Origin of the sequence: Gemmiger sp. (genome assembly GCF_036306485.1) — a bacterium.
GTDB lineage: Bacteria > Bacillota > Clostridia > Oscillospirales > Ruminococcaceae > Gemmiger.
This window is the reverse complement of record NZ_JAXJZK010000014.1, coordinates 25,595-48,613: the sequence shown is the minus strand read 5'-3', so window position 1 is coordinate 48,613 and position 23,019 is coordinate 25,595. Positions and strand designations below refer to the sequence as shown.

At 61.9% G+C, this 23,019-nt stretch carries 25 protein-coding genes; 9 read left to right on the top strand and 16 right to left on the bottom strand.

The features are described 5' to 3' along the window. Positions 1–39: 39 nt before the first annotated feature. From U0L91_RS01940 to U0L91_RS01890, 11 genes are all read right to left on the bottom strand, one after another. A complete protein-coding gene (locus tag U0L91_RS01940; RefSeq protein WP_330044423.1) occupies positions 40–369 on the bottom strand; it encodes a hypothetical protein in 330 nt (109 codons plus the stop codon). Beyond that, entirely contained in the window at positions 366–875 is a 510-nt protein-coding gene (gene bilS / locus U0L91_RS01935; RefSeq protein WP_330044421.1) for a flavodoxin family protein BilS, read from the bottom strand. The genes U0L91_RS01940 and bilS overlap by 4 nt, the downstream gene beginning before the upstream one ends. Further along, on the bottom strand, positions 872–1,987 hold the full coding sequence (bilR, locus tag U0L91_RS01930; protein ID WP_330044419.1) for a bilirubin reductase: 1,116 nt from the start codon (positions 1,985–1,987) through the stop codon (positions 872–874). Before bilR ends, bilS begins: the two co-directional genes overlap by 4 nt. Then, the gene (gene bilQ, locus U0L91_RS01925) at positions 1,977–2,405 is read right to left on the bottom strand and encodes a bilirubin utilization transcriptional regulator BilQ (RefSeq protein WP_330044417.1); all 429 of its coding nucleotides are present in this window, start codon (positions 2,403–2,405) and stop codon (positions 1,977–1,979) included. Before bilQ ends, bilR begins: the two co-directional genes overlap by 11 nt. Before the next feature lie 108 nt (positions 2,406–2,513). Next, positions 2,514–3,740, bottom strand: a complete 1,227-nt coding sequence (locus tag U0L91_RS01920; RefSeq protein ID WP_330044415.1) for a hypothetical protein — start codon at positions 3,738–3,740, stop codon at positions 2,514–2,516. Between the two features lie 76 nt (positions 3,741–3,816). After that, positions 3,817–4,290, bottom strand: coding sequence for a CD1247 N-terminal domain-containing protein (locus U0L91_RS01915; protein WP_330044414.1), 474 nt, complete (start codon positions 4,288–4,290; stop codon positions 3,817–3,819). Between the two features lie 71 nt (positions 4,291–4,361). Further along, positions 4,362–4,919: an elongation factor P gene (efp, locus tag U0L91_RS01910; protein ID WP_330044412.1), complete on the bottom strand. Its 558-nt coding sequence runs from the start codon at positions 4,917–4,919 to the stop codon at positions 4,362–4,364. Positions 4,920–5,040: 121 nt separating this feature from the next. Further along, entirely contained in the window at positions 5,041–5,901 is an 861-nt protein-coding gene (locus tag U0L91_RS01905) for a TIM barrel protein (protein WP_330044411.1), read from the bottom strand. Next, entirely contained in the window at positions 5,894–6,400 is a 507-nt protein-coding gene (locus U0L91_RS01900; protein WP_330044409.1) for a YqeG family HAD IIIA-type phosphatase, read from the bottom strand. The genes U0L91_RS01905 and U0L91_RS01900 overlap by 8 nt, the downstream gene beginning before the upstream one ends. Positions 6,401–6,527: 127 nt before the next feature. Further along, positions 6,528–6,704, bottom strand: coding sequence for a 30S ribosomal protein S21 (rpsU, locus tag U0L91_RS01895; RefSeq protein ID WP_087170910.1), 177 nt, complete (start codon positions 6,702–6,704; stop codon positions 6,528–6,530). Between the two features lie 163 nt (positions 6,705–6,867). Then, the gene (locus tag U0L91_RS01890) at positions 6,868–7,647 is read right to left on the bottom strand and encodes a heparan-alpha-glucosaminide N-acetyltransferase domain-containing protein (RefSeq protein WP_330044403.1); all 780 of its coding nucleotides are present in this window, start codon (positions 7,645–7,647) and stop codon (positions 6,868–6,870) included. A gap of 149 nt (positions 7,648–7,796) precedes the next feature. Here U0L91_RS01890 and U0L91_RS01885 point away from each other — a divergent pair, with 149 nt between their 5' ends. From U0L91_RS01885 to U0L91_RS01850, 8 genes are all read left to right on the top strand, one after another. Beyond that, the gene (locus tag U0L91_RS01885; protein WP_330044401.1) at positions 7,797–8,624 is read left to right on the top strand and encodes a Cof-type HAD-IIB family hydrolase; all 828 of its coding nucleotides are present in this window, start codon (positions 7,797–7,799) and stop codon (positions 8,622–8,624) included. Between the two features lie 15 nt (positions 8,625–8,639). Beyond that, positions 8,640–9,917 carry a 2-hydroxyacyl-CoA dehydratase subunit D gene (locus U0L91_RS01880; RefSeq protein ID WP_330044399.1) on the top strand — a complete coding sequence of 426 codons (1,278 nt, stop codon included), beginning with the start codon at positions 8,640–8,642 and terminating at the stop codon, positions 9,915–9,917. Continuing rightward, a complete protein-coding gene (locus U0L91_RS01875) occupies positions 9,917–11,593 on the top strand; it encodes an acyl-CoA dehydratase activase (RefSeq protein ID WP_330044397.1) in 1,677 nt (558 codons plus the stop codon). The genes U0L91_RS01880 and U0L91_RS01875 overlap by 1 nt, the downstream gene beginning before the upstream one ends. A 117-nt stretch (positions 11,594–11,710) precedes the next feature. Continuing rightward, positions 11,711–12,943 (top strand): 6-phosphofructokinase, encoded by a 1,233-nt coding sequence (locus U0L91_RS01870; protein ID WP_330044395.1) that lies wholly within the window; start codon positions 11,711–11,713, stop codon positions 12,941–12,943. A 153-nt stretch (positions 12,944–13,096) separates the two neighbouring features. After that, the gene (locus U0L91_RS01865) at positions 13,097–13,474 is read left to right on the top strand and encodes a GntR family transcriptional regulator (RefSeq protein WP_330044393.1); all 378 of its coding nucleotides are present in this window, start codon (positions 13,097–13,099) and stop codon (positions 13,472–13,474) included. Further along, positions 13,471–14,370, top strand: coding sequence for an ABC transporter ATP-binding protein (locus U0L91_RS01860; protein ID WP_330044392.1), 900 nt, complete (start codon positions 13,471–13,473; stop codon positions 14,368–14,370). Before U0L91_RS01865 ends, U0L91_RS01860 begins: the two co-directional genes overlap by 4 nt. A 3-nt stretch (positions 14,371–14,373) precedes the next feature. Next, positions 14,374–14,997: a hypothetical protein gene (locus tag U0L91_RS01855; RefSeq protein ID WP_330044391.1), complete on the top strand. Its 624-nt coding sequence runs from the start codon at positions 14,374–14,376 to the stop codon at positions 14,995–14,997. 6 nt (positions 14,998–15,003) lie between these two features. Continuing rightward, entirely contained in the window at positions 15,004–15,687 is a 684-nt protein-coding gene (locus U0L91_RS01850; protein ID WP_330044389.1) for a hypothetical protein, read from the top strand. Positions 15,688–15,762: 75 nt separating this feature from the next. On the opposite strand, the gene pckA is transcribed toward U0L91_RS01850, so the two are convergent. Then, positions 15,763–17,352 (bottom strand): phosphoenolpyruvate carboxykinase (ATP), encoded by a 1,590-nt coding sequence (pckA, locus tag U0L91_RS01845; protein ID WP_330044388.1) that lies wholly within the window; start codon positions 17,350–17,352, stop codon positions 15,763–15,765. Positions 17,353–17,562: 210 nt separating this feature from the next. On the opposite strand from pckA, the gene U0L91_RS01840 reads away from it, so the two are divergent. Then, positions 17,563–18,096, top strand: coding sequence for a nitroreductase family protein (locus U0L91_RS01840; RefSeq protein ID WP_330044386.1), 534 nt, complete (start codon positions 17,563–17,565; stop codon positions 18,094–18,096). Between the two features lie 51 nt (positions 18,097–18,147). On the opposite strand, the gene U0L91_RS01835 is transcribed toward U0L91_RS01840, so the two are convergent. The 4 genes from U0L91_RS01835 to pulA all read right to left on the bottom strand — a co-directional run bounded on the left by U0L91_RS01835 (position 18,148) and on the right by pulA (position 22,925). Beyond that, on the bottom strand, positions 18,148–19,176 hold the full coding sequence (locus U0L91_RS01835) for a lysylphosphatidylglycerol synthase transmembrane domain-containing protein (protein WP_330044384.1): 1,029 nt from the start codon (positions 19,174–19,176) through the stop codon (positions 18,148–18,150). Further along, positions 19,173–19,754, bottom strand: a complete 582-nt coding sequence (locus U0L91_RS01830; RefSeq protein ID WP_330044382.1) for a hypothetical protein — start codon at positions 19,752–19,754, stop codon at positions 19,173–19,175. Before U0L91_RS01830 ends, U0L91_RS01835 begins: the two co-directional genes overlap by 4 nt. Positions 19,755–19,772: 18 nt before the next feature. Next, positions 19,773–20,789, bottom strand: coding sequence for a glycosyltransferase family 2 protein (locus U0L91_RS01825; RefSeq protein WP_330044380.1), 1,017 nt, complete (start codon positions 20,787–20,789; stop codon positions 19,773–19,775). A gap of 189 nt (positions 20,790–20,978) precedes the next feature. Further along, complete coding sequence (pulA, locus tag U0L91_RS01820; RefSeq protein ID WP_330044378.1) at positions 20,979–22,925, bottom strand: type I pullulanase; 1,947 nt, start codon at positions 22,923–22,925, stop codon at positions 20,979–20,981. Positions 22,926–23,019: the final 94 nt, after the last annotated feature.

Genomic DNA, 23,019 nt, shown 5'->3' with positions numbered 1-23,019 from the left:
CCCTTGCGGAGCGATGCGCTTTTTGATAAGGGAGGAACCTTATCGGAGGATATTCCATTCACTGCGCAGGACCAGGCCGGTGATGACCGGAACCAGGGCTGCGCCGAACAGCGACATACCGATGGCGAGCGGAGCGCTCATCCCGTTGAGGATGCTGCTCACGGCGCCAATCAGGAAGGAGAACACGGCACAGACACAGACGACCTGAAAGCCGCGTTTTTTATGCTGGAACAGCAGCGACGCCAGTCCGGCCAGCGAGATGATCGCCACCGCGACGGTCAGCCAGCGTCCGCTGAAAGCATTGAGGATGGTTGTGCAGATGCAGAGGACAAAGGCCGTCCAGAGCCAGAGCGTTGTCGTTTTTTTCATACGTTGGTTTCCTCCTTGTGTACCGCAGCGGCCAGTGCCTGGAGATCCGCCGCATCGGGATGGGTCAATGCCTTGTCGAAGTTCTCGATCATGGCAGGCAGGTTGGGCATATGGACCGGCGCCTTGAGCATGGCTTCGTACCGGTCACGGACCGACATCGGCATCTTGCCCTGGCACATATAGCCGCCCAGGACGGTGACGCTGCTGTCGAGATGTTTGCGGACATTGGTGAGAATCCGGTCATAGTAGGCCGGGTCTGCCCCGAAACCTGCCGTGCCGAACAGGAACACCTCCTTGCCGCGGATCTGTTTCAGGAAGGCGGCGGTGTCGGCGTCGCAGGTGCCCTTATCGGTCCAGAATCCCACATACAGGCGGTCGGCGTTCAGCGCCTCGGCGGCGGGTTCCCCGAAATAGAGGCAGCTCCCGGCAGGCAGGGTGGTGTGCAGGGTATCGGCCAGCATCCGGGTATTGCCGGTGCGGCTGCTGTAAACGATGGCGTACGTCATGTTCTGTTTCCTCCTTCATAGATGCAGTGGACGCCCTGGTGCTGCTGGATGCCGCCAAGGCATTTCCGGTTGCAGCGCAGGCAGCGGTGGATGTCACCGGTCTGACCGTGCAGGGTTTTGTTGACCCAGTCGGGGTCGGCGATGAGCTGACGGCACATGGCGGCGCAGTCGATGCGGCCGTCGGCCAGCTGCTTTTCCACAAAATCCGGCGACGTCAGACCGCCTACCCCGCAGATGGGCAGCGAGGTGTACTGACGCACCGCATCGCAGAACGGCAGGAAGCAGCCTTCCGCCGAGAATTGCGGATGTTTGGCCCCGGGAATGGTATCCTCGAGGTTGGAATGGTTGGCCAGCGTGACATGGAAGCTGGTGACGCCCGCCTGTTCGAGCAGCGGGACAAAGACGGACAGCTCCTCCACCAGGACGCCGGCATTGCCGTAGTGCGGATTTTCCTGCCGGACGGCCAGCTTGTAGTCGATGGGCAGATCGGGCACGCTGCGGTGCACGGCCTGCACGCACTCGACGGCGAACCGGGCACGGTGTTCGGCACTGCCGCCGTACTCGTCGGTGCGGTGATTGAAGACCGACGAGCTGAAGCTGCCGCACATCCGGTCACCGTGGACCTGCACCATATCAAAACCGGCCTGACGGGCCAGCTGAGCGGCCTTGCCGAAGCCCTCGGTGATTTTGCGGATCTTGCGCACCGGCATGCCGGTGATGTAGGGTCCCACCTGCTGGTTGAGCAGAACCCGCAGGTCCTGCATGCTGATCTTGTGGGTGAGCACCCCGGGCAGGTAACGGATCATCGCTGCCAGGTTGGAGTCCGACTGGTGAAGCTGCGCACAGATGCGGCAGTCCTCCTTGTGGACGATCTCGGCCAGGCGGCGGTAGAATGCAAAGCCTTTGCGGGTGTACAGCGACGGCCCGAATCCGCCCTTGAGGACCGGCACGTCCCCGATGATGATCATGGCACAGCCGCCGGCGGCGATGCGGCGGATTTTTTCAAAGTATTCGTCCTGCGTCAGGCCCATGGAAGTCGGCGCAAAGATGATCCGGTTTTTCAGCTGCAGTCCGCCGTAGGAGATCGGGCTGCCAATGGTTTCATACTTCATAGCGTTCCTGTTTTGCCTCTCGGATTTTCTGAAGGATCTCCAGCAGGTGGGTGCGATCTTCCTCGCTCAGGGTGCACAGCGTCTCTTCATCCCAGCTGTAGAACACTTCATGGCTGACCTCAAAGGCTTTCTGTCCTTTCTCGGTCAGGTGCAGATGATAGGTCCGCCCGCCGTCGGCACTTTTCTCCTTGGTCAAGAAACCGCCGTCGGCCAGGCGGGTGATGGTCCGCTGCGAGTGGCCCCAGTCCATCCGCAGCGCTTTCGTCAGTTCAGTCGGCGTACAGCCCGGCTTTTTGCCCACAAACACCAGAAACGGAAGCGCTCCGAAACTGAGTCCCAGTTCCTGCAGACGCTGTGCCGTATAGGCAGAAAAGTCCTTGTACAGCAGCGTGGTAAAAAATGAGAATGTTCTGAACATACCGGTTGTTCACCTCCTTCACTTGACTTGGTCAAGTATAACGCATGTACTTGACCAAGTCAAGTATCTTTTCAAAAAAAAGAACAGTCTTTACAGACTGTTCACAATTCAGTAGATTCCGTCCCGGCGCAGGAACGCGGCGAAATAGACCAGCCAGAGCACGGCCAGGGCGCCGGCGACCGCTCCCCTGCGGGATTCGCGCGGGGTGATGGTGCAGAGTGCGGGGGCCAGCGGCGCGATGCCAAGTGCATACCGCTGGGCGCTGATGAGCCAGATCTGGCCATTGGCGAGCGCGAAACCGGCCAGACCGAGCAGCAGCCAGGGAACCGGCAAACGGCGGCAGGCCAGCAGCAGAATCAGCACCTCGGCCAGCATCACGGCAATCCCCCACCCTGCCATATAGATCCGCACCCCGCCTTCCAGGTAGCCGCAGGCATTCCAGAGGGTCCGGATGGTGGTGCCGAAGAATCCGAGGCCGTTGTTCCAGTTTTCCCGCTGGTAGATGGTAAACTGCCAGGGGTTGCCGTAGACGGCCTGATTGATGGCCAGGTAGACACCGAACCCCGCAAAGGGCAGCAAAATGGGCAGGCTCCAGCACGGCGAGGGGTGCCTGTGCTGGCGCAGATGCAGGATCAGCAGGGCCGCGGCACAGCCCGCCAGCAGCACACCGTTGGCGCGGCAGAGTGCCGCAAGCAGTCCGAAAAGCCCGGCCCGGACGAGGCGGCGATCCTGCAGTGCCTGCAGAAAAGCCCAGCTCAGGCAGTAGAAGAGGGCCTCGGTCTGGGGCATGACGAAGAAAAAGCTGCCGGGAATCAGGAACTGGAAGAGAACGGTCCCGCAGGCGGCGGGTTCGCCGAGCAGCCGGGCGACGGTGCGGTATTGCAGCACCGCGCCGCAGACCGTGAAGGCCGTGCTGAGGGCCATGCCCGCAAACCAGAGGTTTTCCCCCAGCCAGACAAAGGGGCGCAGCAGCCAGGCGTAGAGCGGGAAAAACACGATGAGAAGATGCCGGCCCTCCACAAGGTCCTGGGTGCCGTAGCCGTACCGGGCAATATTCAGGTAGTGGCGGGTGTCATTGTTGACGCCGAAATACTCCCACATGGCGGCGCCGGGGCGAAGGCCCGGGCATTGCCGGGCAGCCCAGACCAGCAGGATGCACCACAGCACGCCGCACCAGATCAGCACACAGAGGCCCACCCGGAACTGGCCGGCGGGCGGCGGCAGGGCGTGGGTGCGCATTCCGCCGCCCGCAGGTCCCGCGAAGAGGCGCCACAGCGCCACGGCGGCCGCCAGCACAAAGGGCACCACCACAAGGACGGAAAGCAGGTTTTCCATCAGAACCTTCTTTCTTGTTGAAAAAATCCCCCGCCCAGCGGGACAAAGCCTGCCTGGCGGGGGAATGGAGCATCTATCAGTCGATGCGGATATTCTTGGGCGCGGTTTCGTCAGCCTCGGGCTGCTCTTCCTCCGGCTCCTCGGCAGCGGCTTCCTCGTTGTCTTCGGGAAGCAGCTCAACGTCAAAGGACGCGCCGCAGTTCGGGCAGACGAGTTCCTTGTTCATCAGGGTCTCCTCGTCCACCGTGCTCACGGCACCGCAGTTCGGGCAGGTGACCTCATACTCGGTCTCGCCGTCCTCCTCGTCTTCCTCGTCATCGTCGAGGTCGTACAGATCGCTGACCAGATCATCCATATCCTCATCCAGCGCATCCAGCTCATCGTACACCTGATCCAGCGCATTGTCGTGCTCGGTGACGGTGGCGGCCATCTCTTCGAGAAGGTCCATCATGGCGGCAATGATCTTGCCGTTCTTGCTGGTGGGATCAAATTCCATGCCGGTCATCAGGCCCCGGATATAGGCGGCCTTTGCATTCAGGTCCATAGCCATGGGAAAACCCTCCTTTTAAACATAAAAAGCCGGGCAGACGCACGTCAGCCGTGCGGCCCGGCAAAGATTCATCAGACGCGCTCCATATACTCGCCGGTGCGGGTATCGATGCGGACTTTGTCGCCTTCGTTGATGAACAGCGGCACACGGATCTCGGCGCCGGTCTCAACCTTGGCGGGCTTCAGGGTGTTGGTGGCGGTGTTGCCCTTCACACCGGGCTCGGTCTCGGTGACTTCCAGCTCGATGAAGTTGGGGATTTCAACGCTGAACACCTTGCCCTTGTAGGACAGCAGCTTGCAGACTTCGTTCTCTTTGCAGAACTTGAAGTTCTCGGGCACGTCGGAGGCGGCCACGGGGATCTGCTCGTAGGTTTCGTTGTCCATGAAGTAGTACAGGCCGCCATCCTCATAAGAGTAGGTGACTTCCTTGCGCTCAATGAAAGCCTGAGGGAACTTGGCGGTGGGGTTATAGCTGGTTTCGACCACGGAACCGGTAATCACGTTCTTGGTCTTGGTGCGCACAAAGGCAGCGCCCTTACCGGGCTTGACATGCTGGAACTCGACGACCTGAAGAACCTGGCCGTCCTGTTCAAACGTCACACCGTTGCGAAATTCGCCTGCAGAGATCATATAGGGATTCCTCCAATGATTGAAAAATTGTTTAGTAGTCCATACCTGTAACCATTTTACCCGAAAAGCCCGGGCAATGCAAGAGTCTTGGGGGGAGTTTTCATCATTTTTTGCGCAAAAGTCAGCTTTGCGCATACAATTCGGCCAGCACGGCAGCGTCCTCCGCTTGGGTTCCGGCGGATTCACAGATCACCGTGGGCGTCAGGCCGCGGCTGCGCAGCAGCGCCATCAGCGGCGCGGGCGGCGGGCCGTACTCGGTATCGGAAAAGGTCAGATGGCACTTTTCCCCGCCTTTCGTGTAGGCGATGCGGGAAAAATGCACATGGAAGCTGCGGGCCCGTTCATCGGGCAGCGCCGCCGCGATGCGGTCGAGAATGGCGGCGTAATCCTCTGGCGCCTGCTGGGACAGGATGGTGCCCTGGCTGCGCGCATACAGATGCCCGAAGTCAATGCAGGGGGTGATGCGCGGGTCCACGCTGCACAGCGTCAGGACCTCGTCCAGGTTCCCGAGCTGGTTGACCTTGCCCATCGTCTCGGGGCAGAGGATGCAGTCCCCGTAGCCGGCCTCATCCACGGCCGCCACGGCGCGGGCCATCGTGTCCATCGCCTTCTCGAGCGCCGCTTCCCGCGACTGTTTGCCGCAGCTGCCGGCATGGAAGATCACCCGGCGTCCGCCCAGCGCCCGCACCAGCGCACAGCTTTGCAGCAGGTAGTCAATGCTGTGCAGGCGTTTGTCCTCCTCCAGACTGCTCATACTGATATAGTAGGGCGCATGGACCGACAGGACAATGTCGTGCGCCGCACAGGCGGCTCCCAGCGCCCGGGCCTTGTCCTGCGCCAGCCGCACACCGCGGCCGCACTGGTATTCAAAGGCGGTCAGTCCGAAGGAGGCCGTGTAGGCGGCCATCTGTTCGGGGTCGAATTTTTTGGCCGGGTAACTGTCCGACAGACCCGCCGGGCCAAAGCGCGGCCGATCACTCATACAGTTTCCCGCCCTTCTTATAATATTGTGCAATCCAGTGGGGTTCAAACCGGCGCTTCCAGCGCACACCGCGCTGGGTATCCTCGCCGCGGGGCATCGTGTACAGGCAGGGTATGCCGTACAGTCCCGCCGCCAGGCGGTCGGTGAAGATCTGGTCCCCCACCATGGCCATGCTGTGCTTGCTGACGCCGAGACGGTGCCGGGCAACCGACAGCCCGATGGGCAGCGGCTTGGCGGCCAGCGGAACCCAGCGCAGACCCACACGCTCGGCAAACGGCCGGACGCGGCGTGCCGTATTGTTGGACACGATGGTCAGGCTGACGCCCGCCTTACGCATGGTATCCAGCCAGCGGCAGACCGAGGGTTCCAGCGTCTGGCTGCCGTCGCCGGTCAGGGTATTGTCCACATCCAGGACCAGGGCCGTGATGCCATGGTTCTGCAAGAATTCCGGCGTGATGCACTCGATGGATCGGAAAATATACTCTGGGGTTAGCAGCATACACAAAACACCTTAACTGAACAAAAAAAAGAAGGAACAGGCCCGCTGTGCGGACCTGTTCCTGCCGTTCCTGTTGGTAAACACGGTTATCGAAAACGACGGCGTAGCCGCTGCGATGGTTCCGGGATTACTTGTACTTGCGCTTGCGGGCGGCTTCGGACTTCTTCTTGCGGCGCACGGACGGCTTCTCATAGGCCTCGCGCTTACGCACCTCGGCAAGAACACCGCTGCGGGCAGTGCTGCGCTTGAAACGGCGCAGGGCGCTCTCAAGGGATTCGCCCTCTTTGACACGGATCTCCGACATCTTTTTCCCTCCCTTGGTCTGAGACAGGAGTTTGCCGGTCAATAAATAACAATCAACCAGTAACTGAAATTATACTATACTTTGCCCACCTGTGTCAACCGCGTTTTGGTCAGTTCCCTCAAACTTTACAAAATTTCATAAAAAGTTCAGGACTTTGCCGGTGTTATCCGGCCAGTACCGCCGCGCGGTCACAAAGCCACAGTATACCGTAAAGAACCGGCTGATGGAGCATATAGATCAGCAGCGTCCGGCTGCCCGCCGCACACAGCGGCGCAAGCGGCCGGGGCGGGGCGGTCATGTACCGGCGGAGCACCGGCCAGAACCGCCGGCCGAGGAAGTAGCCGGTCCAGAACAGAAAGAGCCAGGGCACCAGCGGGAAATAATCCGACGAGAAAAAAACACTCAGATCGGGCAGTCCCACAACAAACCAGTTGCAGCGATACCACGCGGAGGGAAGTTCCGCAAGGCAGAGGTTCTCAAACCCGAGCTGCCCGTAAGGGAACTGGTTGAGCAGAAAGAACAGCAGTGCCGAGCCCGCGGCGCCGGCCAGCGGCGGAATCCGGTCGAGCGCCGGACGGAGCAGTGTGGTGAGCAGCATGGCGGCTGCCAGCAGATGCAGCACGCCGAACAGTATCTTTTCTTCGGGGATCACCAGCAGCGTGACGGCCGTGAGCACCGCCGCACAGCCCGCCGTCAGCAGGCCGTTGCGCACAAGGCGGCGGGAAATCACGGCGCTGAAGCCCGACAGCAGCAGGAAGCTCCAGCAGATATACTGCTGCCACACATGGCAGTGGGGCGACCAGATATCGTACCACGCCACCGGATGGCCGAACACATACACCCAGTCATACAGACCATGGTAGACAATCATGTTGAGCAATGCCAGGCCGCGCAGGGCATCGATCTGCCACAGGCGGGCGGCAGCCGGTCCGGTTTTGTGCATCAAAGACATCTCCCCCGGGGATCTATTGGGACTGACAGCACCTCAGTTTACCACATTTTTGCCCCATTGTACAGCCGGGCACTGTTGCAAAGTGTCTTAAAATGCGCTAAAATCTTTGTTGAAGCTGTATATTGACGGAGGGAATTTCTATGCAGGACATTCGTTTGATCGCGCTGGATCTGGACGGTACGGTTTTCAATGATGAAAAAGTGATCACGGCCCGCACGCTGACGGCCATGCAGCAGGCCATTGCCCGCGGCGTGGACGTGATTCCTGCCACGGGGCGGACCGTGGCGGGCGTACCGCAGGAATTTCTCAAGCTGCCGGGGGTACGCTATGCGCTGACCTCCAACGGCGCCAGCGTGGTGGAACTGGCCACCGGCCGCCGCATCGCCGGTCTGCCCTTCAAGGCGGAACTGACCGGGCCGATCTACGATCTGGTGGCCCATTCGGGCGGTGCGCTGAGCGTGTTTGTGAACGGGCGCTCCTACACCGACGAGTTCAGTTCCGAAGCCGCCCTGCAGTTTTTCCCCGCCTCTTTGCATCCGTACCTGCGCAGCAGCCGGACCGTCGTGAAGGATATGCACGAACTGTTCCGGCTCTACCCCCACGATGTGGAGAAATTCAGCATCGCCTACCCCGACGCCGCCACCCGCGACGCCGCCTGGAAGGCCGTTGCGGACCGGTTTGATGTGGAGATTACCTCCAGCATTCCCAACAACATGGAGATCAACGCCCCCGGCGTGAGCAAGGGCCGCGGCCTGGAGCTGCTGGCCGAGACGCTGGGATTGTCCATGAATCAGGTCATGGCCTGCGGCGATTCCGGCAATGACCTGACGATGGTCCGTGCGGCCGGGCTTGGGGTGGCCATGGCCAACGCCACGCCGGATGTGCTGGCGGCGGCCGATTACATCACCGACGACAACAACCACGACGGTGTTGCCAAAGCGATTGAAAAGTTTGTTCTGCAAGATTGAGGAGCTGACTGTATCATGTCTCAGATTGTCACACAATTCGGGAAAACGGTGGAGCGGGCCATTCCCCGCCCCACCCTTGCCAGAGCACTGCTGCTGACCGGGTATCGGGTCAAGAGCGTGCAGCTGGCCATGGCGCCCGACAAGCGCCTGCCGCCTGCCCGGCAGTATGCTGCCCAGGCAGCCATGGAAACCATCATCGGACCGATGGCCCACCCGGGCCGTTCGGCGATTGTCAATGTCTTTATGCCCTGCGAGCTGCTGCAGGCCTTTGATATTCTTCCCTTCTTCGCGGAGGCGGCCGCCTGCTACCTGAACGGTGCGGAAGCGGAGCGCGGTTTCATCCGCTATGCCGAGAATGCCGGTGTCTCCCCCACGCTGTGCAGCTACCACAAGGCCCTGCTGGGTCTGGGGCTGTCCGGCGCCGTGGGACGCCCGCTCTTTACGGCGTGCACCTCCCTGGCCTGCGACGCCAACAACCTGACCTTCCGCAAGATCGCCCAGGAGCTCAAGATTCCGTCCTTCTATCTGGACATCCCGTATGACCGGGACGAGGATGCAGTCCGGGATGTGGCCGACCAGCTGCGGGAGTTTGCCTCCTTCCTGGAACGCGTGACGGGGCGTCATCTGGACAAGACCCTGCTGTCCGACGCTGTCGGCCGCAGCGGGGAGACCCTGTCGCTGCTGCGGGAGATTCAGGCCGCCAAAGTTGATCACGCTCTGCCGACCGATGTAACCTCGGAATCCTACGAAGTCTTTCTGACCCATCCGCTGCTGGGCACGCCCCAGGCCCTGCGCTATGCGCGGCAGATGCGGGATGACCTGAAGAGCGCGCCCGCCGGCAAGGGTCTGCGGCTGCTGTGGGCCCATACGATTCCCTTCTTCCAGGCGCCTGTGCGGGAGATGTTCAACTTTGCGCCGGATGTCCAGATCGTGACCTGCGACATGAACATCGACACGCTGGACTGCGTCATGGACCCCGATCATCCGTTTGAGAGCATGGCCCGGCGTCTGGTGTACAACAGCTTCAACGGCAGCTCGGAGAACCGCATCCGCCGGGATCTGGAGCTCTGCCGGTCCCAGAAGCTGGACGGCGTGGTTTACTTCTGCCAGTGGGGCTGCAAGCAGACGATGGGGTCCGCCCAGCTGTTCCGCCGCGCCTTTGAAGAGGCCGGCATCCCGGTTCTGCTGCTGGACGGCGACGGCTGCGACCGTGCGAACACTTCGGACGGTCAGACGGCCACCCGTCTGGGGGCCTTCCTGGAGATGCTGCGGGCCCAGAAGGAGGCAAAGTGATGAAAACCCTGTACTATTCCTGCAAATACGCGCCGCTGGAACTGATTGCCGGCTACGGGCTGGAGTTTTCCGCCCTGGACCCGCTGGCCGAGAGTTTTTCCTGCGCCGAGCGCTGCGCCCACGCCAACCTGTGCGGCTATGCCAAGGCCGTGCTGGAACAGATTGAACAGTCCGACATCCGGGCGCTGGTCCTGACGGACTGCTGCGACGCCATGCGCCGCGTGTACGACGTGCTGAAGGCCGGCGGCAAGATGGAGTTCCTGTATCTGCTGCCGGTGCCCCATCAGTCCGATGAGATTGCGCAGGCCCGGCTGACCCGCGACCTGGCCAAGTTCGCCGAGGCGCTGCATCAGGCCACCGGGCGGGACTTTGACCCTGCCCGGGCGGAGTCCTTCTTCACCCAGGCGGAAAAGGTTTCGGGGCCTCATCTGACGCTGCTGGGTGCCCACGGCGGCAGTGTGCTGGCCGATACGGTGCGCAAGGCCTTTTCGCTGCCGGTGGAGGACGGAACCTGCACCGGCAACCGGTCGGTGAAGACGGTGAAAGCCGCCGCGCTGGAAGAGTTTCTGCCCGCGTATGCGGCAGCCCTGCTCGGCCAGACGCCCTGCATGCGGATGCACGTTCCCGCCGAGGCACGGGCCTCGCTGGTGGACAAGGACACCGTGGGAATTCTGTACCACACCATGCAGTTCTGTGACTACTACGCTCCCGGCTTTACCTCGCCGGAGAGCTACGGCGTGCCGGTCCTGAAATTTGAGACGGACTGCACGCGCCAGACCTATACCGGCGGCAGCGGCCAGCTCCGCACCCGACTGGGTGCCTTTGCCGAGAGTCTGCACGCCGTACCGAACCAAAACGAAGGAGGAATTCAAGTGAATCCGGAAGCGGAATATGTGGCGGGAATTGACAGCGGCTCTTCCAGCACCGATGCGGTGATCCTGGACCGGGCCGGACACATCTGCGGGTCGGCCATCGTGCCGACCGGCGCCGGCGCTGCCACCGGTGCCCGCAAGGCGCTGGAACAGGCGCTGGCCGAAGCGCGCATCCCCGAATCGGCGCTGGGTGCGCGTGTGTACACCGGATACGGCCGGGAATTCCTGGGTCAGGACGGTTCCGCCGTTACCGAAATCACCTGCCATGCGCGGGGCGCCCATTTCCTGGACCCGGGCATCCGCACCGTCATTGACATCGGCGGACAGGATTCCAAGGTCATCCGTCTGGGCGAGGACGGCACCGTGGAAGGCTTTATCATGAACGACAAGTGCGCCGCCGGCACCGGCCGGTTTCTGGAGATGATGGCCCGCACGCTGCAGATGCCCATTGACCAGATGAGCGAGCTGGGCCTGTCCTGGAAGCGGGACGTGACGATCTCCAGCATGTGCACAGTCTTTGCCGAGAGCGAAGTGGTCAGTCTGATCGCCCGCAGCACCGCCCCGGCCGACATCATCCACGGTCTGAACAAGAGCGTGGCCACCAAGACGGCCTCCCTGGTGCGGCGCGCCGGCGGCGGTCCGCGGTATATGATGACGGGCGGCGTGGCCCGCAACCGCGGCGTTGTGGAGGAGCTGGAAAAGGCCATCGGCGCCTCTGTTGCGGTGAGCGAATACAGCCAGCTGTGCGGCAGTCTGGGCGCCGCCCTCTTTGCCCTGGATAAAATCGGCGGCCTGCAGCGCTGAACATCTTGCCAAATTGCGCGCAATCGCATACAATGAATAAGATAAGGGGAAGTTCCCCGCAGGCATTTACGGAATCCGCGCGCCGCGCGGCTGGGAAAATACAGGGAGGATTTTTCTATGGCATGGGCAACCAATGTACTCGTAGGGCAGTCCGGCGGGCCGACCGCCGTCATCAACTCCAGTCTGGCGGGTGTCTATGAATCCGCCAAGGCGCTGGGTGCGGCGCATGTGTACGGCATGCAGTACGGCATCGAGGGCCTGCTCAAAGGCAAGATTGTCGATCTTGACCAGTATCTCGGCGACAAGATGGAGATCGAGCTGCTCAAACGCACGCCTTCCAGCTATCTGGGCAGCTGCCGTTTCAAACTGCCCGACCCCGACACCGACGAGCGCCCCTTCCTCAAACTGTTTGAGCTCTTTGCCAAGTACGGCATCGGCGCGGTGTTCTACATCGGCGGCAACGACAGCATGGACACCATCGCCAAGCTGGCTGCCTACGGCGCGGCCCGCAACAGCGAGATCCGCTTCATCGGCGTGCCCAAGACCATCGACAACGACCTGATGTACACCGACCACACCCCGGGCTACGGCAGTGCGGCCAAGTACATTGCCACCATTCTGAAGGAAGTCATCTGCGATTCCAGCGTCTACGACATCCGCAGCGTCACGGTGGCCGAGATCATGGGCCGTCACACCGGCTGGCTGGCCGGTGCGGCCAGTCTGGCGACCGGTGCGGACTGCAGCGGGCCGGACATCATCCTGCTGCCCGAGCGTCCCTTTGACGAGGATGTCTTCCTGCAGCGGGTATCCGAGCTGGAAAAGACCCGCCACAACGTCATCATTGCCGCCAGCGAAGGCGTGAAGAACCGTGACGGCGTCTTCCTGTGCGACTTGGTCAGCACGGCCGGTCAGCTAGACGCCTTCGGCCACAAGGCGATTCTGTCCGGCACCAGCCGGTATCTGGCCGACCTGATCCGCGTCCGGCTGGGCTGCAAGACCCGCGCCATCGAGTTCTCGACGCTGCAGCGCTGCGCCTCCCATCTGGCCAGCCGCACCGACATCACCGAGGCCTATCAGGTCGGCGGCGCCTCGGTGGAAGCCGCTGCCCACGGCGAAACCGGCAAGATGTGCGCCATCCGCCGCATCTCCGACCAGCCGTACCGCACCGAGACCGAGATGGTCGATGTCTCCAAGGTAGCCAACCTCGAAAAGAAGGTTCCCGACAGCTGGATTACCCCGGACGGCATGCATCTGACCGACGATTTTGCCCGGTATGCCCGCCCGCTGATCCAGGCGGAACTGACGCCCATCTACATTGACGGTGTCCCCCGTCACCTGCATCTGGTCTGAGCGATCCTCTGCCCCGCACCCTGTGTGCGGGGCTTTTTTTGTGCCGGGGATTGACAAGGGCAGCTTTATGTGCTATGGTTAGTTACAGAAGTAATGAACCATAGAACCTACTGCGGTTCCTTACCGGATTTCCGAGAAAAGGAGGGCAGGCCAGTGAATGGCATATTGAATGACCAGCATCTGATCTATCGGCAGATCGCCAAAATGCTGGAGGACGGCATCCTGAGCGGTGAATATGCAGAAGACGAGCAGGTACCGAGCACCAACGAACTGGCGCGGGTGTTCCGGATCAACCCGGCCACCGCGGCCAAGGGCATCAACCGGCTGGTGGATGACGGATTGCTGTACAAAAAACGCGGGATCGGCATGTTTGTGATGCCCGGCGCGGCCGCCGCCCTGCGCAAACGGCGGCAGGAAGTGTTTGCGCGCGAAAAAATAACGGCCCTTGTGGAGGAAGCCAAAAGTTTGGGGATCTCTGCCGACGAGCTGCTTCGTCTGGTGGAGGCACAGGCAAAGGAGGAGTCACTATGACACAGCAAAACACCTTGCAGGCGCAGGGCGTCTGCAAACATTACGGCAAACTGACCGTGTTGCAGGACCTGGACCTGACCATTGAACCGGGGTGCATCTACGGGCTGATCGGGCGCAACGGCGCTGGCAAGACCACACTGCTGAGCATCCTGACCGGGCAGAATACGATGGACGCCGGCACGGTATGCTACAACGGGGAGCCGGTCTGGGAAAACCAGAACGCCCTGCGCAACCTCTGTTTTTCCCGCGAGCTGAACGTCACCATGACCAACGGCAATACGTCCAGTCTGCGGGTCAAGGATTATCTGCGGGCGGGCAGTCTGTTTTTCCCTTACTGGGACAGCGCCTATGCCGACCGTCTGGTCGAGAAGTTCGGCCTGGACCGCAAAAAGAAGATTTTCCGGATGAGCAAGGGCCAGTCCAGCATGGTCACCATCATTCTGGCATTGGCCTCCCGTGCCCCCATCACGATTCTGGACGAGCCGGTGGCCGGGCTGGACGTGGTGGCGCGGGAACAGTTCTACCGGCTGCTGGTGGAGGACTACACCGAGACCAACCGGACCTTCATCATCTCGACCCACATCATTGAGGAGGCCGCCGGCGTCTTTGAGCGGGTGATTGTGCTGGACGAGGGCCGGGTGGTTGCCGACAGCCCCGTGGACGCCTTTGTGAACGGGTTCCGGTATCTGTCCGGGCCGGAGGAGATCATCGATGCAGCGCTCTCGGACTATGGTCTGACGCCGCTGCAGACGCAGCTGCTGGGACGGCACAAAATGGTCGCCGTCCGCGGAGATCCGCAGATGCTGGAACAGCTGAGCGGCCGGCCGGGGCTGGAAGTTTCCACAATGAATCTGCAGAATGCCTTTGTGGCATTGTGCGGCCACGGGGAGGAATGAGTCATGCGCCATACGCTGCGGCTTTACACACCGATTTTTCTGCAATCCTACGCCGTGATCCTGTGCTTTGCGCTGATTGTCTGCATCGGCGTGCGGTGGACGGATTCGCTGGACAACCTGTTCGGGTCCTATGTCCGGATCTTCCCGTTTCTCTTGATCATCCTGTCCTGGGTCACTGTGCCCAGCCTCTCGGACTGGACCAACGCCGCTGTGGGGATGGGGGCCAGACGGCTGCACTGTTTCTGGTGCATTGAGCTGGGGTCCCTCGGATTCTGTGCGGCACAGGCGGTTGCGGCGGCCCTTGTGACGGTTTTTTCCCGGAGTTTTGATGCCAAGCAGCTGCCGTTCCTGACGGTCCCCTGCCTTCTCTTTGCGCTGCTGGTGGGGCTGCTCTGCGGGCAGATGGCATTGCTGGCAGACTGCCTGCCGGTCGGCAATGTGAAGAAGCTGGTGACCACCGCCGTCTTTGTCCTGCTTCTTTTGGTCGGCATTTTCCTGACCGTCCTGGTGGGAATCTGGGACACGGCAACGGCCCTGCTGCCGTATCTGTCCGCGGGGGTCCTGGTGTCTGTGCTGGGAGTGGCGGCGCTGTACCGGCATCGGATGATGCTGTTTGTTGTGAGGTGATGTTCCATGAAAAACACGTCTCTCCCGTGTCTTACCTTCAATCTGGTCCGGCTGCAGCTCCCCTTTTTCATGCCGCTGTTGCTCATCGAGGCCGGGCTGGCCGTTCTCGCGGTGGCGGCGATGCAGATTCTCTTTCCTGTACTGGCTCTGGCCGATTTCAAGGAACTGCTGAGCGTTCCGTCCCTTCTGCTTCTGCTGTTCGGCATGATCCTCAATCTGCTGGCTTCCATCTCCCTGTTCAGCACCGGGTGGTCGCTGGGCGTTGAGATGAGCATTTCCCGCCGGCGGATTCTGGCGGCGGCCTGGGGCGCGGGGCTCCTCTTCTCGGCTCTGCTTCTGGTAATTCCGCTGCTGTGCGAAACCGTTCTGGCGTTCCGGTGGGACGGCTTCGGCTCGATGCTGCTCTTCCGGATTCCCTGGTGGGGCTGGGCGGCCATGCTGTTCCTGGCGGTCAGCACCGCCTGTTTTCTCTGTGCGATTGTGCAGGTGTTCCGGTCCGCCGGCGCCCTGGTTCTCTGGGCGCTCTTCATGGGCGTCTGTCTGCTGGCACCGAGCAAGTCTCTGCGGCCGACGCTCGAGACCATCCGGCTGGAAGATCTGCTGGCTGTTCTGCCATGGCTGCTGCTGGCCTTCTTTGTTGCGGAGGCCGTGGCCGGGACCGTGATGCTGAGCCGGGCTTCCATCCACTGAATATTTTACATAAAAACACCCGGGCGGTGCAGACCGTCCGGGTGTTTTGGGGTTTATGTTGCGAAGCGGGTCAGGTCAGATGGCCTTGGGGCCGGCTTCCGCGATTTCCTTGGGCATGTTGGGATACTTCTTGGCGAAGTTGTCGGCGAACATCTGAGCCAGCTTGTTGGCCTGCTCGTCGTAGGCAGCCTTGTCGGCCCACATGCCGCGGGCATCCAGCATCTCAGAGGGGACGTTGGGGCAGCTGGTCGGGTAATCGACATTGAAGACGTCGTGATGCTTGAACTCGACGTTGTCGAAGGAGCCGTTCAGAGCGGCGGTGACCATGGCACGGGTGTAGCTGAGCTTCATGCGCTTGGCGCCGGAAGCGGCGCTGCCGCCGGCCCAGCCGGTGTTGACCAGGTAGACCTTGGTGCCGTACTTATCCAGCTTCTCGCCGAGCATCTCTGCGTAGACGGAAGGATCCATCGGCATGAAGGGCTCGCCGAACAGGGTGGAGAAGGTGGGCTGCGGCTCGGTGACGCCACGCTCGGTGCCGGCCAGCTTGGAGGTGAAGCCGGTCACGAAGTGATACATGGCGGCCTCGCGGCTCAGGCGGCTGATCGGGGGCAGAACGCCGAAAGCGTCGGCCGTCAGGAAGATGACAACCTTGGGAACGCCGCCGATGCCCGGGATGGCGCTGTTGCTGATATAGTTGACAGGGTAGCCGACGCGGGTGTTCTCGGTCAGGCTGCCGTCGTCGAAGTCCAGCTCACGGGTCTCGGGATCCATGACAACGTTCTCCACCAGAGAACCGAACTTGATGGCGTTGTAGATGTCGGGCTCGTTCTCCGCGGACAGGTTGATGCACTTGGCATAGCAGCCGCCCTCGAAGTTGAACACGCCGTCGGGGCTCCAGCCATGCTCGTCGTCGCCGATCAGCTTGCGGGCGGGATCGGCAGACAGGGTGGTCTTGCCGGTGCCGGACAGGCCGAAGAAGACAGCGGTCTCATGGGTCTCGGGGTCCATGTTGGCGGAGCAGTGCATGGGCAGGACCTTCTCCTTGGTCATGACGTAGTTCATGGTGGAGAAGACGCTCTTCTTGATCTCGCCGGCATACTGGCTGCCGCAGATCACGATGGTATGAGCTTCGTAGTCGATCATGATGGCGGCTTCGCTGTTCACGCCGTCCACTTCGGGATCGCACTTGAAGCCGGGAGCAACCAGCATCGTGTAATCGGGCTCGCCATACTCAGCCAGCTGCTCGGCCGTCGGACGGATCAGCAGCTGATGGATGAACATGTTCTGGCTGGCCAGCTCGTTGATGATGCGGAATTTCTTGGTGTACTTGGGATCGGCACCGGCAAAGCCGTCGAAGATAAAGATCTCACGGCCCTGCAGGTACGCAGCCACCTTGCCCTTGATGGCATTGAACTTTTCGCGGCTGATGGGGCGGTTGACCTTGCCCCAGGCAATCTCATTGTGAACGCCTTCGGTGTCCACGATGAACTTATCGTTGGGGGAGCGGCCGGTATACTTGCCGGTGGTGACAACCAGGGCACCGGTGTTGCTCAGGCTGCCCTCACCGCGGCGCAGTGCAGCTTCGGTCAACTGCGCGGGAGTGAGGTTGCGATACACAGCCTTGGGGCCGATGATCCCCAGTTTTTCGATTCCATAGGTCTCCATGGGATATACCTCCTTAAATGCCTTGTTACCCACTATAAGAATCTATAATGGTACTATCATCAGTATACCGGAATTCCTACAAAAGCGCAATACCAGAAATGAAAAATTTGACAAAAATTTATCGGACGATTTTGAGGATCTGAACCAAAGAAATTCGACACCGCGCAACGGAATGTGGTATAATAGGACAAAGAAAGGCAGGTAATGGATATGACAAACGAAGTATTGAAGACGATGCAGACCCGCCGCAGCTGCCGCCGGTATCAGGACCGCAAACCCGATCCCGAAGCCCTGCAGGCCGTGCTGGAAGCCGGCACCTGGGCCCCCACCGGCATGGGCCGTCAGAGCCCGGTGATCGTGGTGGTGCAGGACCCCGAGACCATCCGCCGGCTGTCCGCCATGAATGCCGCCGTCATGGGCCACGACGGTGACCCGTTCTACGGTGCTCCCTGTGTGGCCATTGTGCTGGCCGACAAACGCATTCCGACCTATGAGGCGGACGGCAGCCTGGTGATGGGCAATCTGCTCAACGCTGCCGAGAGCGTGGGGCTGGCCTCCTGCTGGATCAACCGCGCCCGCGAGGTGTTTGACACCGAGGAGGGCAAGGAGCTGCTGCGCCGCTGGAACGTGCCCAACGCCGACTATCTGGTGGGCATCGGCAACTGCCTGCTCGGCTACGCGGCCGAAGGCGGCACCAAGGAACCGGCGCCCCGCAAGCAGGATTACATCGTCTATGTGCGCTGACCGCACCGGATTGCAAAAGGAGGAACGGAGAGATCTCCGTTCCTCCTTTTTTCAGTTCCATCGCCGGCAGCGGCGGTTCCAGGCTTTTTCGGCCAGCAGAACCACCGCGCTGACTACGAGCGGGAAATAGAAGTTGGCGCCGTGGCTGACCAGCAGCGACGGGACGAGCAGCGCGCTGCCGAACACCGTCGCAAAGACTGTCTGGTACACCAGTTCGGTGACGCCCTGGGCGCCGGGCACCGGCAGCATATCCACGGCGATATAGACCGACGCCTGCAGCAGAATCACCGTCACTGCGCCGGTCTCGTGCAGGCCCAACCCGCGATAGACCGCATAGGTCAGGAAAAACAGGGTACTGCGCTGCACCAGGGTCAGGAAGAACAGTCCGACCAGCAGGGCTTTCTGGCGGCCGAAGAAGCGGGCCACCCGGCCGTACTGGTACACAAACCCGTCCAGGCGGGTCTCGGCGGCACCGTCGGCGGGCAGCAGGTGCACGCCCCGGAGCAGCCGGATACAGCCCTGGCCCAGGCCGCGAATCCAGCCGGGGCGGCGCATAACGGCGAGCAGCAGCGCGATGACCACCAGGTTGAGTACCAGACCCAGCAGAAAGAGGGCAAAGTACTGGCGCATATACTGCCGCAGCGGCGAAAGCCAGAAAACCAGCATGAAGGCCCCCACCACGACCAAAGCGAGCTTATACAGGAACGCAACCGTCATCAGGGTGAGCGAGCACTTGGCCAGGTCCAGCCGGTCCCGCTTCATATAATAGAGCTGGACAGGCTGGCCGCCGGTGGCGGACGGCGTGATGGCGGAATAGAAGAATCCCACAAAGGAATAGACCACGCACCGCCCCAGTGAGATGCTCTCCCCCGCTTTGCGGAGCATGATCCAGATCATCGTGCCTTCCAGCGCCACAAAGGCCAGCGCCGCCCCCAGGGCCGGGAGCAGGAGCAGCGGATTCATCGTGCGGACCGCGCCCCAGACCTGGCCCAGGTCCTGTTTGGAAAAGAGGGTCCAATAGGTCAGGACCAGAATCAGCGCAAAGAGAAGCAGCGATCCCGCGCGTTTGCGGCCGCTCATGCATGGGTCTCCGCCAGGCAGGGACGCAGCGGCATGGCCGCCCGCCGTCCGCCGGGGCCGACCAGTTCCTCGAGCCGTCCTTCAAAGATCACCCGTTTGCCGGGCATGTGGTAAAAGTCCCGGGGCGTAACCAGCGAAAAGTGTTTGTCAAACCCGCAGACCCCCGCCTGCTCCAGCAACCGCGCCAGCAGCGACGCACAGGTATAATGGTTCTTCTGGTAGAAAGGCACGTTGCCGAGCAGGAAGGGCAGCCCCAGCACGGCATAGTGGTACCGGAAGCGGCTGTCATACAGGCGGGCCAGCTCATTGCGCAGCCACTGTTTCTGTTCCGGCGTGCAGGAGACGGCACAGATCATGTATTCGGCGGTGGGAAAGGCCCGGAGGATTTTTTCCTTGTCCTCCCGCTCAAAGCCCGCGATGAGGGGGACGGCGGGATTGCGGCGGCCCATGCTGTAAGCCTCGTTGAGGGAGGCATCCATGGACAGGACCACATGGACATATTTCTGACGGATGGTGTGCCGGATCATGCCGGCAAACAGTCCCGGCGTATCGACGAAGGCAAGATAGATTTCAGCCATAGGTAGTTCCTTTCCCCGTTACTGGAATTGATAGACCCGCTTGGCCAGCCGATATCCGTTGAGGGTGAGCCAGTCGCCCAGCGGTCCGGGCAGGTTGGTCCAGCCGCACAGGCTGGCGTACCGCAGACGGCGGTACAGCGCGGGGTTGCGGCGCCGGATGCCGTTCCAGAGCTGGCGCCGTTTTTCGTCCGCTTCGGCGGTGTGGATCAGCAGCAGATGGATGTCCGAGATGGCCATCATGATGGAGATGTTGCGCACCAGGTAGCGTTCCAGCTTGGGCGAGGTGCGCCGGACCGCCTCGAGGTCGGTGCAGAAGCTGACGTACTCGGTGACATAGATCTGCTGGTCAATCCGCCGCATCAGGACCTGCTCATTGACGGACTGATCGCTGCGGCCCAGATAATAGTGGTAGAGATCGAGGTCCAGGTAGCGCAGCGTCCGCACCCAGGGCAGCGGTTCGTTGGCAAAGATATTGTCCACATAGAAGGTATGTTCGGGCAGCTGCACGCCGCTGCGGCGCAGCACCTCGGTCCGGAACACCTGGGCGTGCATGATCAGATACTGGGACGGGCGGAAATGGCCCAGATCCTGCCAGCCGCAGACGCGGTCCGCGGGGAACAGATTGCGGTAATCCATGACGGTGCTGCGGCCCTGGTCCAGATGGTCATAGACATAATTGCAGATGTAGAGGTCCGGTTCCTCCCGCCCGCCCCGGCGGATGGCTTCGAGCAGAAACCCCAGCGATGTGGGGTCCAGCCAGTCGTCGGAATCCACAACCTTGAAATACCGTCCGGTGGCCAGTTCCAGACCCTTGTTGACGCCGGAACCGTGGCCGCCGTTTTCCTTGTGGACGACCCGGACAATATCGGGATAGGCCTCGGCATAGGCATCGGCCATGGCCCCTGTGCGGTCCCGGGAACCGTCATCGATCAGAAGGATTTCGACGTCCCGGCCGCCGGTCAGCAACGATTTGACGCACCGGTCCAGGTAGTCCTGGGAATTGTAACACGGCACGGTAATGGTCAGATACTTCATGCGCTTGCCTCCGTTTTTGGTTTCTATCTAATGGAACGACCGGTCGCGGCAGAATTTGGCAGGCGAACAGAAAAAATCCGCGTCCTGGTTCCGGCATCCGGGGCGCGGCAAAGAAAAATACCGCTGATCCGCATTTTTTCGGACCGGCGGTATTGGAAATTCCGGGGCAGAGGAAGTGCCATCCCCGGCTCACAGTCCGGGGCGGCAGAGGATGGTGACGCTGACCGGTTCCAGCAGGACCGTGCCGGACAGCACGGGGCCGAAGGGATCGGCGCTGGCGCTGCGTCCGTCGCAGAGGCAGCGCCAGGACCCGGCGGGCAGCTCGACCTGCTGGGCGGTGCGCTCGGGATTGTAGTAGATGACCAGCCGTCCGGGGGTGTTCTCCCCTTCCCGCTCGGGCACAAAGCCGATCAGCCAGCCGGGCAGCGGAAGCAGACAGGGCTCGGCGCCGTCCTCGCCGGACAGTTCGGGATAGGCACGGCGGATGGCCAGCAGGCCGCGGTAATACCGGACCAGCTCGCTGAGCTGGGCGGCACGGCCCCAGTCCAGCCGGTTGAGCGCCAACGGGCCTTTGTAGGTATTGGGGCGTCCCCGCTTGGTGCGGGCGAACTCCTCACCGGAGAGCAGCAGCGGCATTCCCTGACAGGTCATATAGATGCCGGCCGCCATCCGGTTCTGGGCCAGCAGATCGGGGTCGATGACCTCATACCGGGCACGGCCGCGATCTGCTGTGAGTTTGAGTTTATCCCAGAGGGTGTAATTGTCGTGCACCGAGACATACTGCACGACCTGGCCGGGGCGCTGCGGCGTGAAGCCGGCCGCCCCGCTGCGCCAGGCGGAGATGGCGTGCAGGATATCATAACCGCGGCGGCTGCCGCCGTTGACATAGCCGGCATCCCCGGCGCTGAAGACCCCGCCCTTGATGGCATCGCGGGTGTCATCGCAGAAAAAGCCGATGCGGGCATCCAGCAGGCCGGCCGCCGCCTTGTTGGCGGGGACGGCGCCGCCTTCCATCCGGGTACTGCCCCCCTGCCAGGGTTCGCCGTACATCAGGATTTCCCGACCGCCGGGCAGCGCGTCCAGCGCGGCGCGGATGGCGTTCATCGTCTCGACATCCAGTACGGCCATCAGGTCAAACCGGAAGCCGTCCAGATGGTATTCCCTGGCCCAGTAGACGCAGGAATCCACCAGATATTTGCGCACCATTGCGCGCTCCGTGGCGAGGTCGCACCCGCAGCCCGAGCCGTTGGTCAGCGCGCCGTTTTCCCACCGGCGATCCCAGTAGCCGGGCACGATGCGCTCCATCCAGCTGTTGGCGAAGTAGGTGTGATTGTACACCACATCCATGACGACGCCCAGGCCCGCTTGGTGCAGGGCTGCGATCATGGCGCGGCATTCCCGCACACGCACCTCCCCATGGAACGGGTTGGTGGCATAGCTGCCCTCGGGGACATTGTAGTTGAGGGGATCATAGCCCCAGTTGTAACCGCCGGGGGCCGTCTCGTCCACGGTGGCGAAGTCAAAGATCGGCTGGAGCTGAACGTGGCTGACGCCCAGCCGTTTGAGATAGTTCAGGCAGGTCGGGTGCAGGCCGTCGCCGTCCAGCGTGGTGCCGTCCAGCGTGGTGCCGTCCACCGTGAAGGCAAGGAACTTGCCCCGCAGGGGTTCCGGAACGCCGCAGCGGGGATCGGCGGAAAAGTCTGCGACATGAGTTTCCCACACGCTGACGGCATGCGGGGAAACGGCGGGGCGGCGGTCCTGCTGCCAGCCATCCGGCTCGGTGCCCGGCAGGTCCAGCACCATGCTGCGCTCCCCATTGGCGCCGGCCGCACGGGCATACGGATCGGCGGCCGTGGTGGTGTGTCCGTCGGGAAAATGCAGCTCATACTGGTAATACTGCCCCCGCAGGTTCCCGTCCAGCACTGCCAGCCAGGTTCCCTGTTCGGCGCGCTGCAGGTCGGTACGGCCCAGAAAGGCCGCCCCGGGTTCGGCATCGGTGCCGGTGGCGTAGCGGCAGAGCGTGACCGCATCGGCCGTGGGAGCCCAGAGGCGGAATGTCGTCCGGGAGGGCTGCCACACCGCCCCCAGATCGCTGCCGTCATAGACCGGCAGGGCCCGGGCCTGTTGTTCATTCATACAGCATCTGCCTCCTTCCGGCGGACAAAAATCGCGCGGCCATTGGCCGTTTTCCTCGGTCAGCCGCGCAATCCCGCGCTTTTTCTCGGTTTTA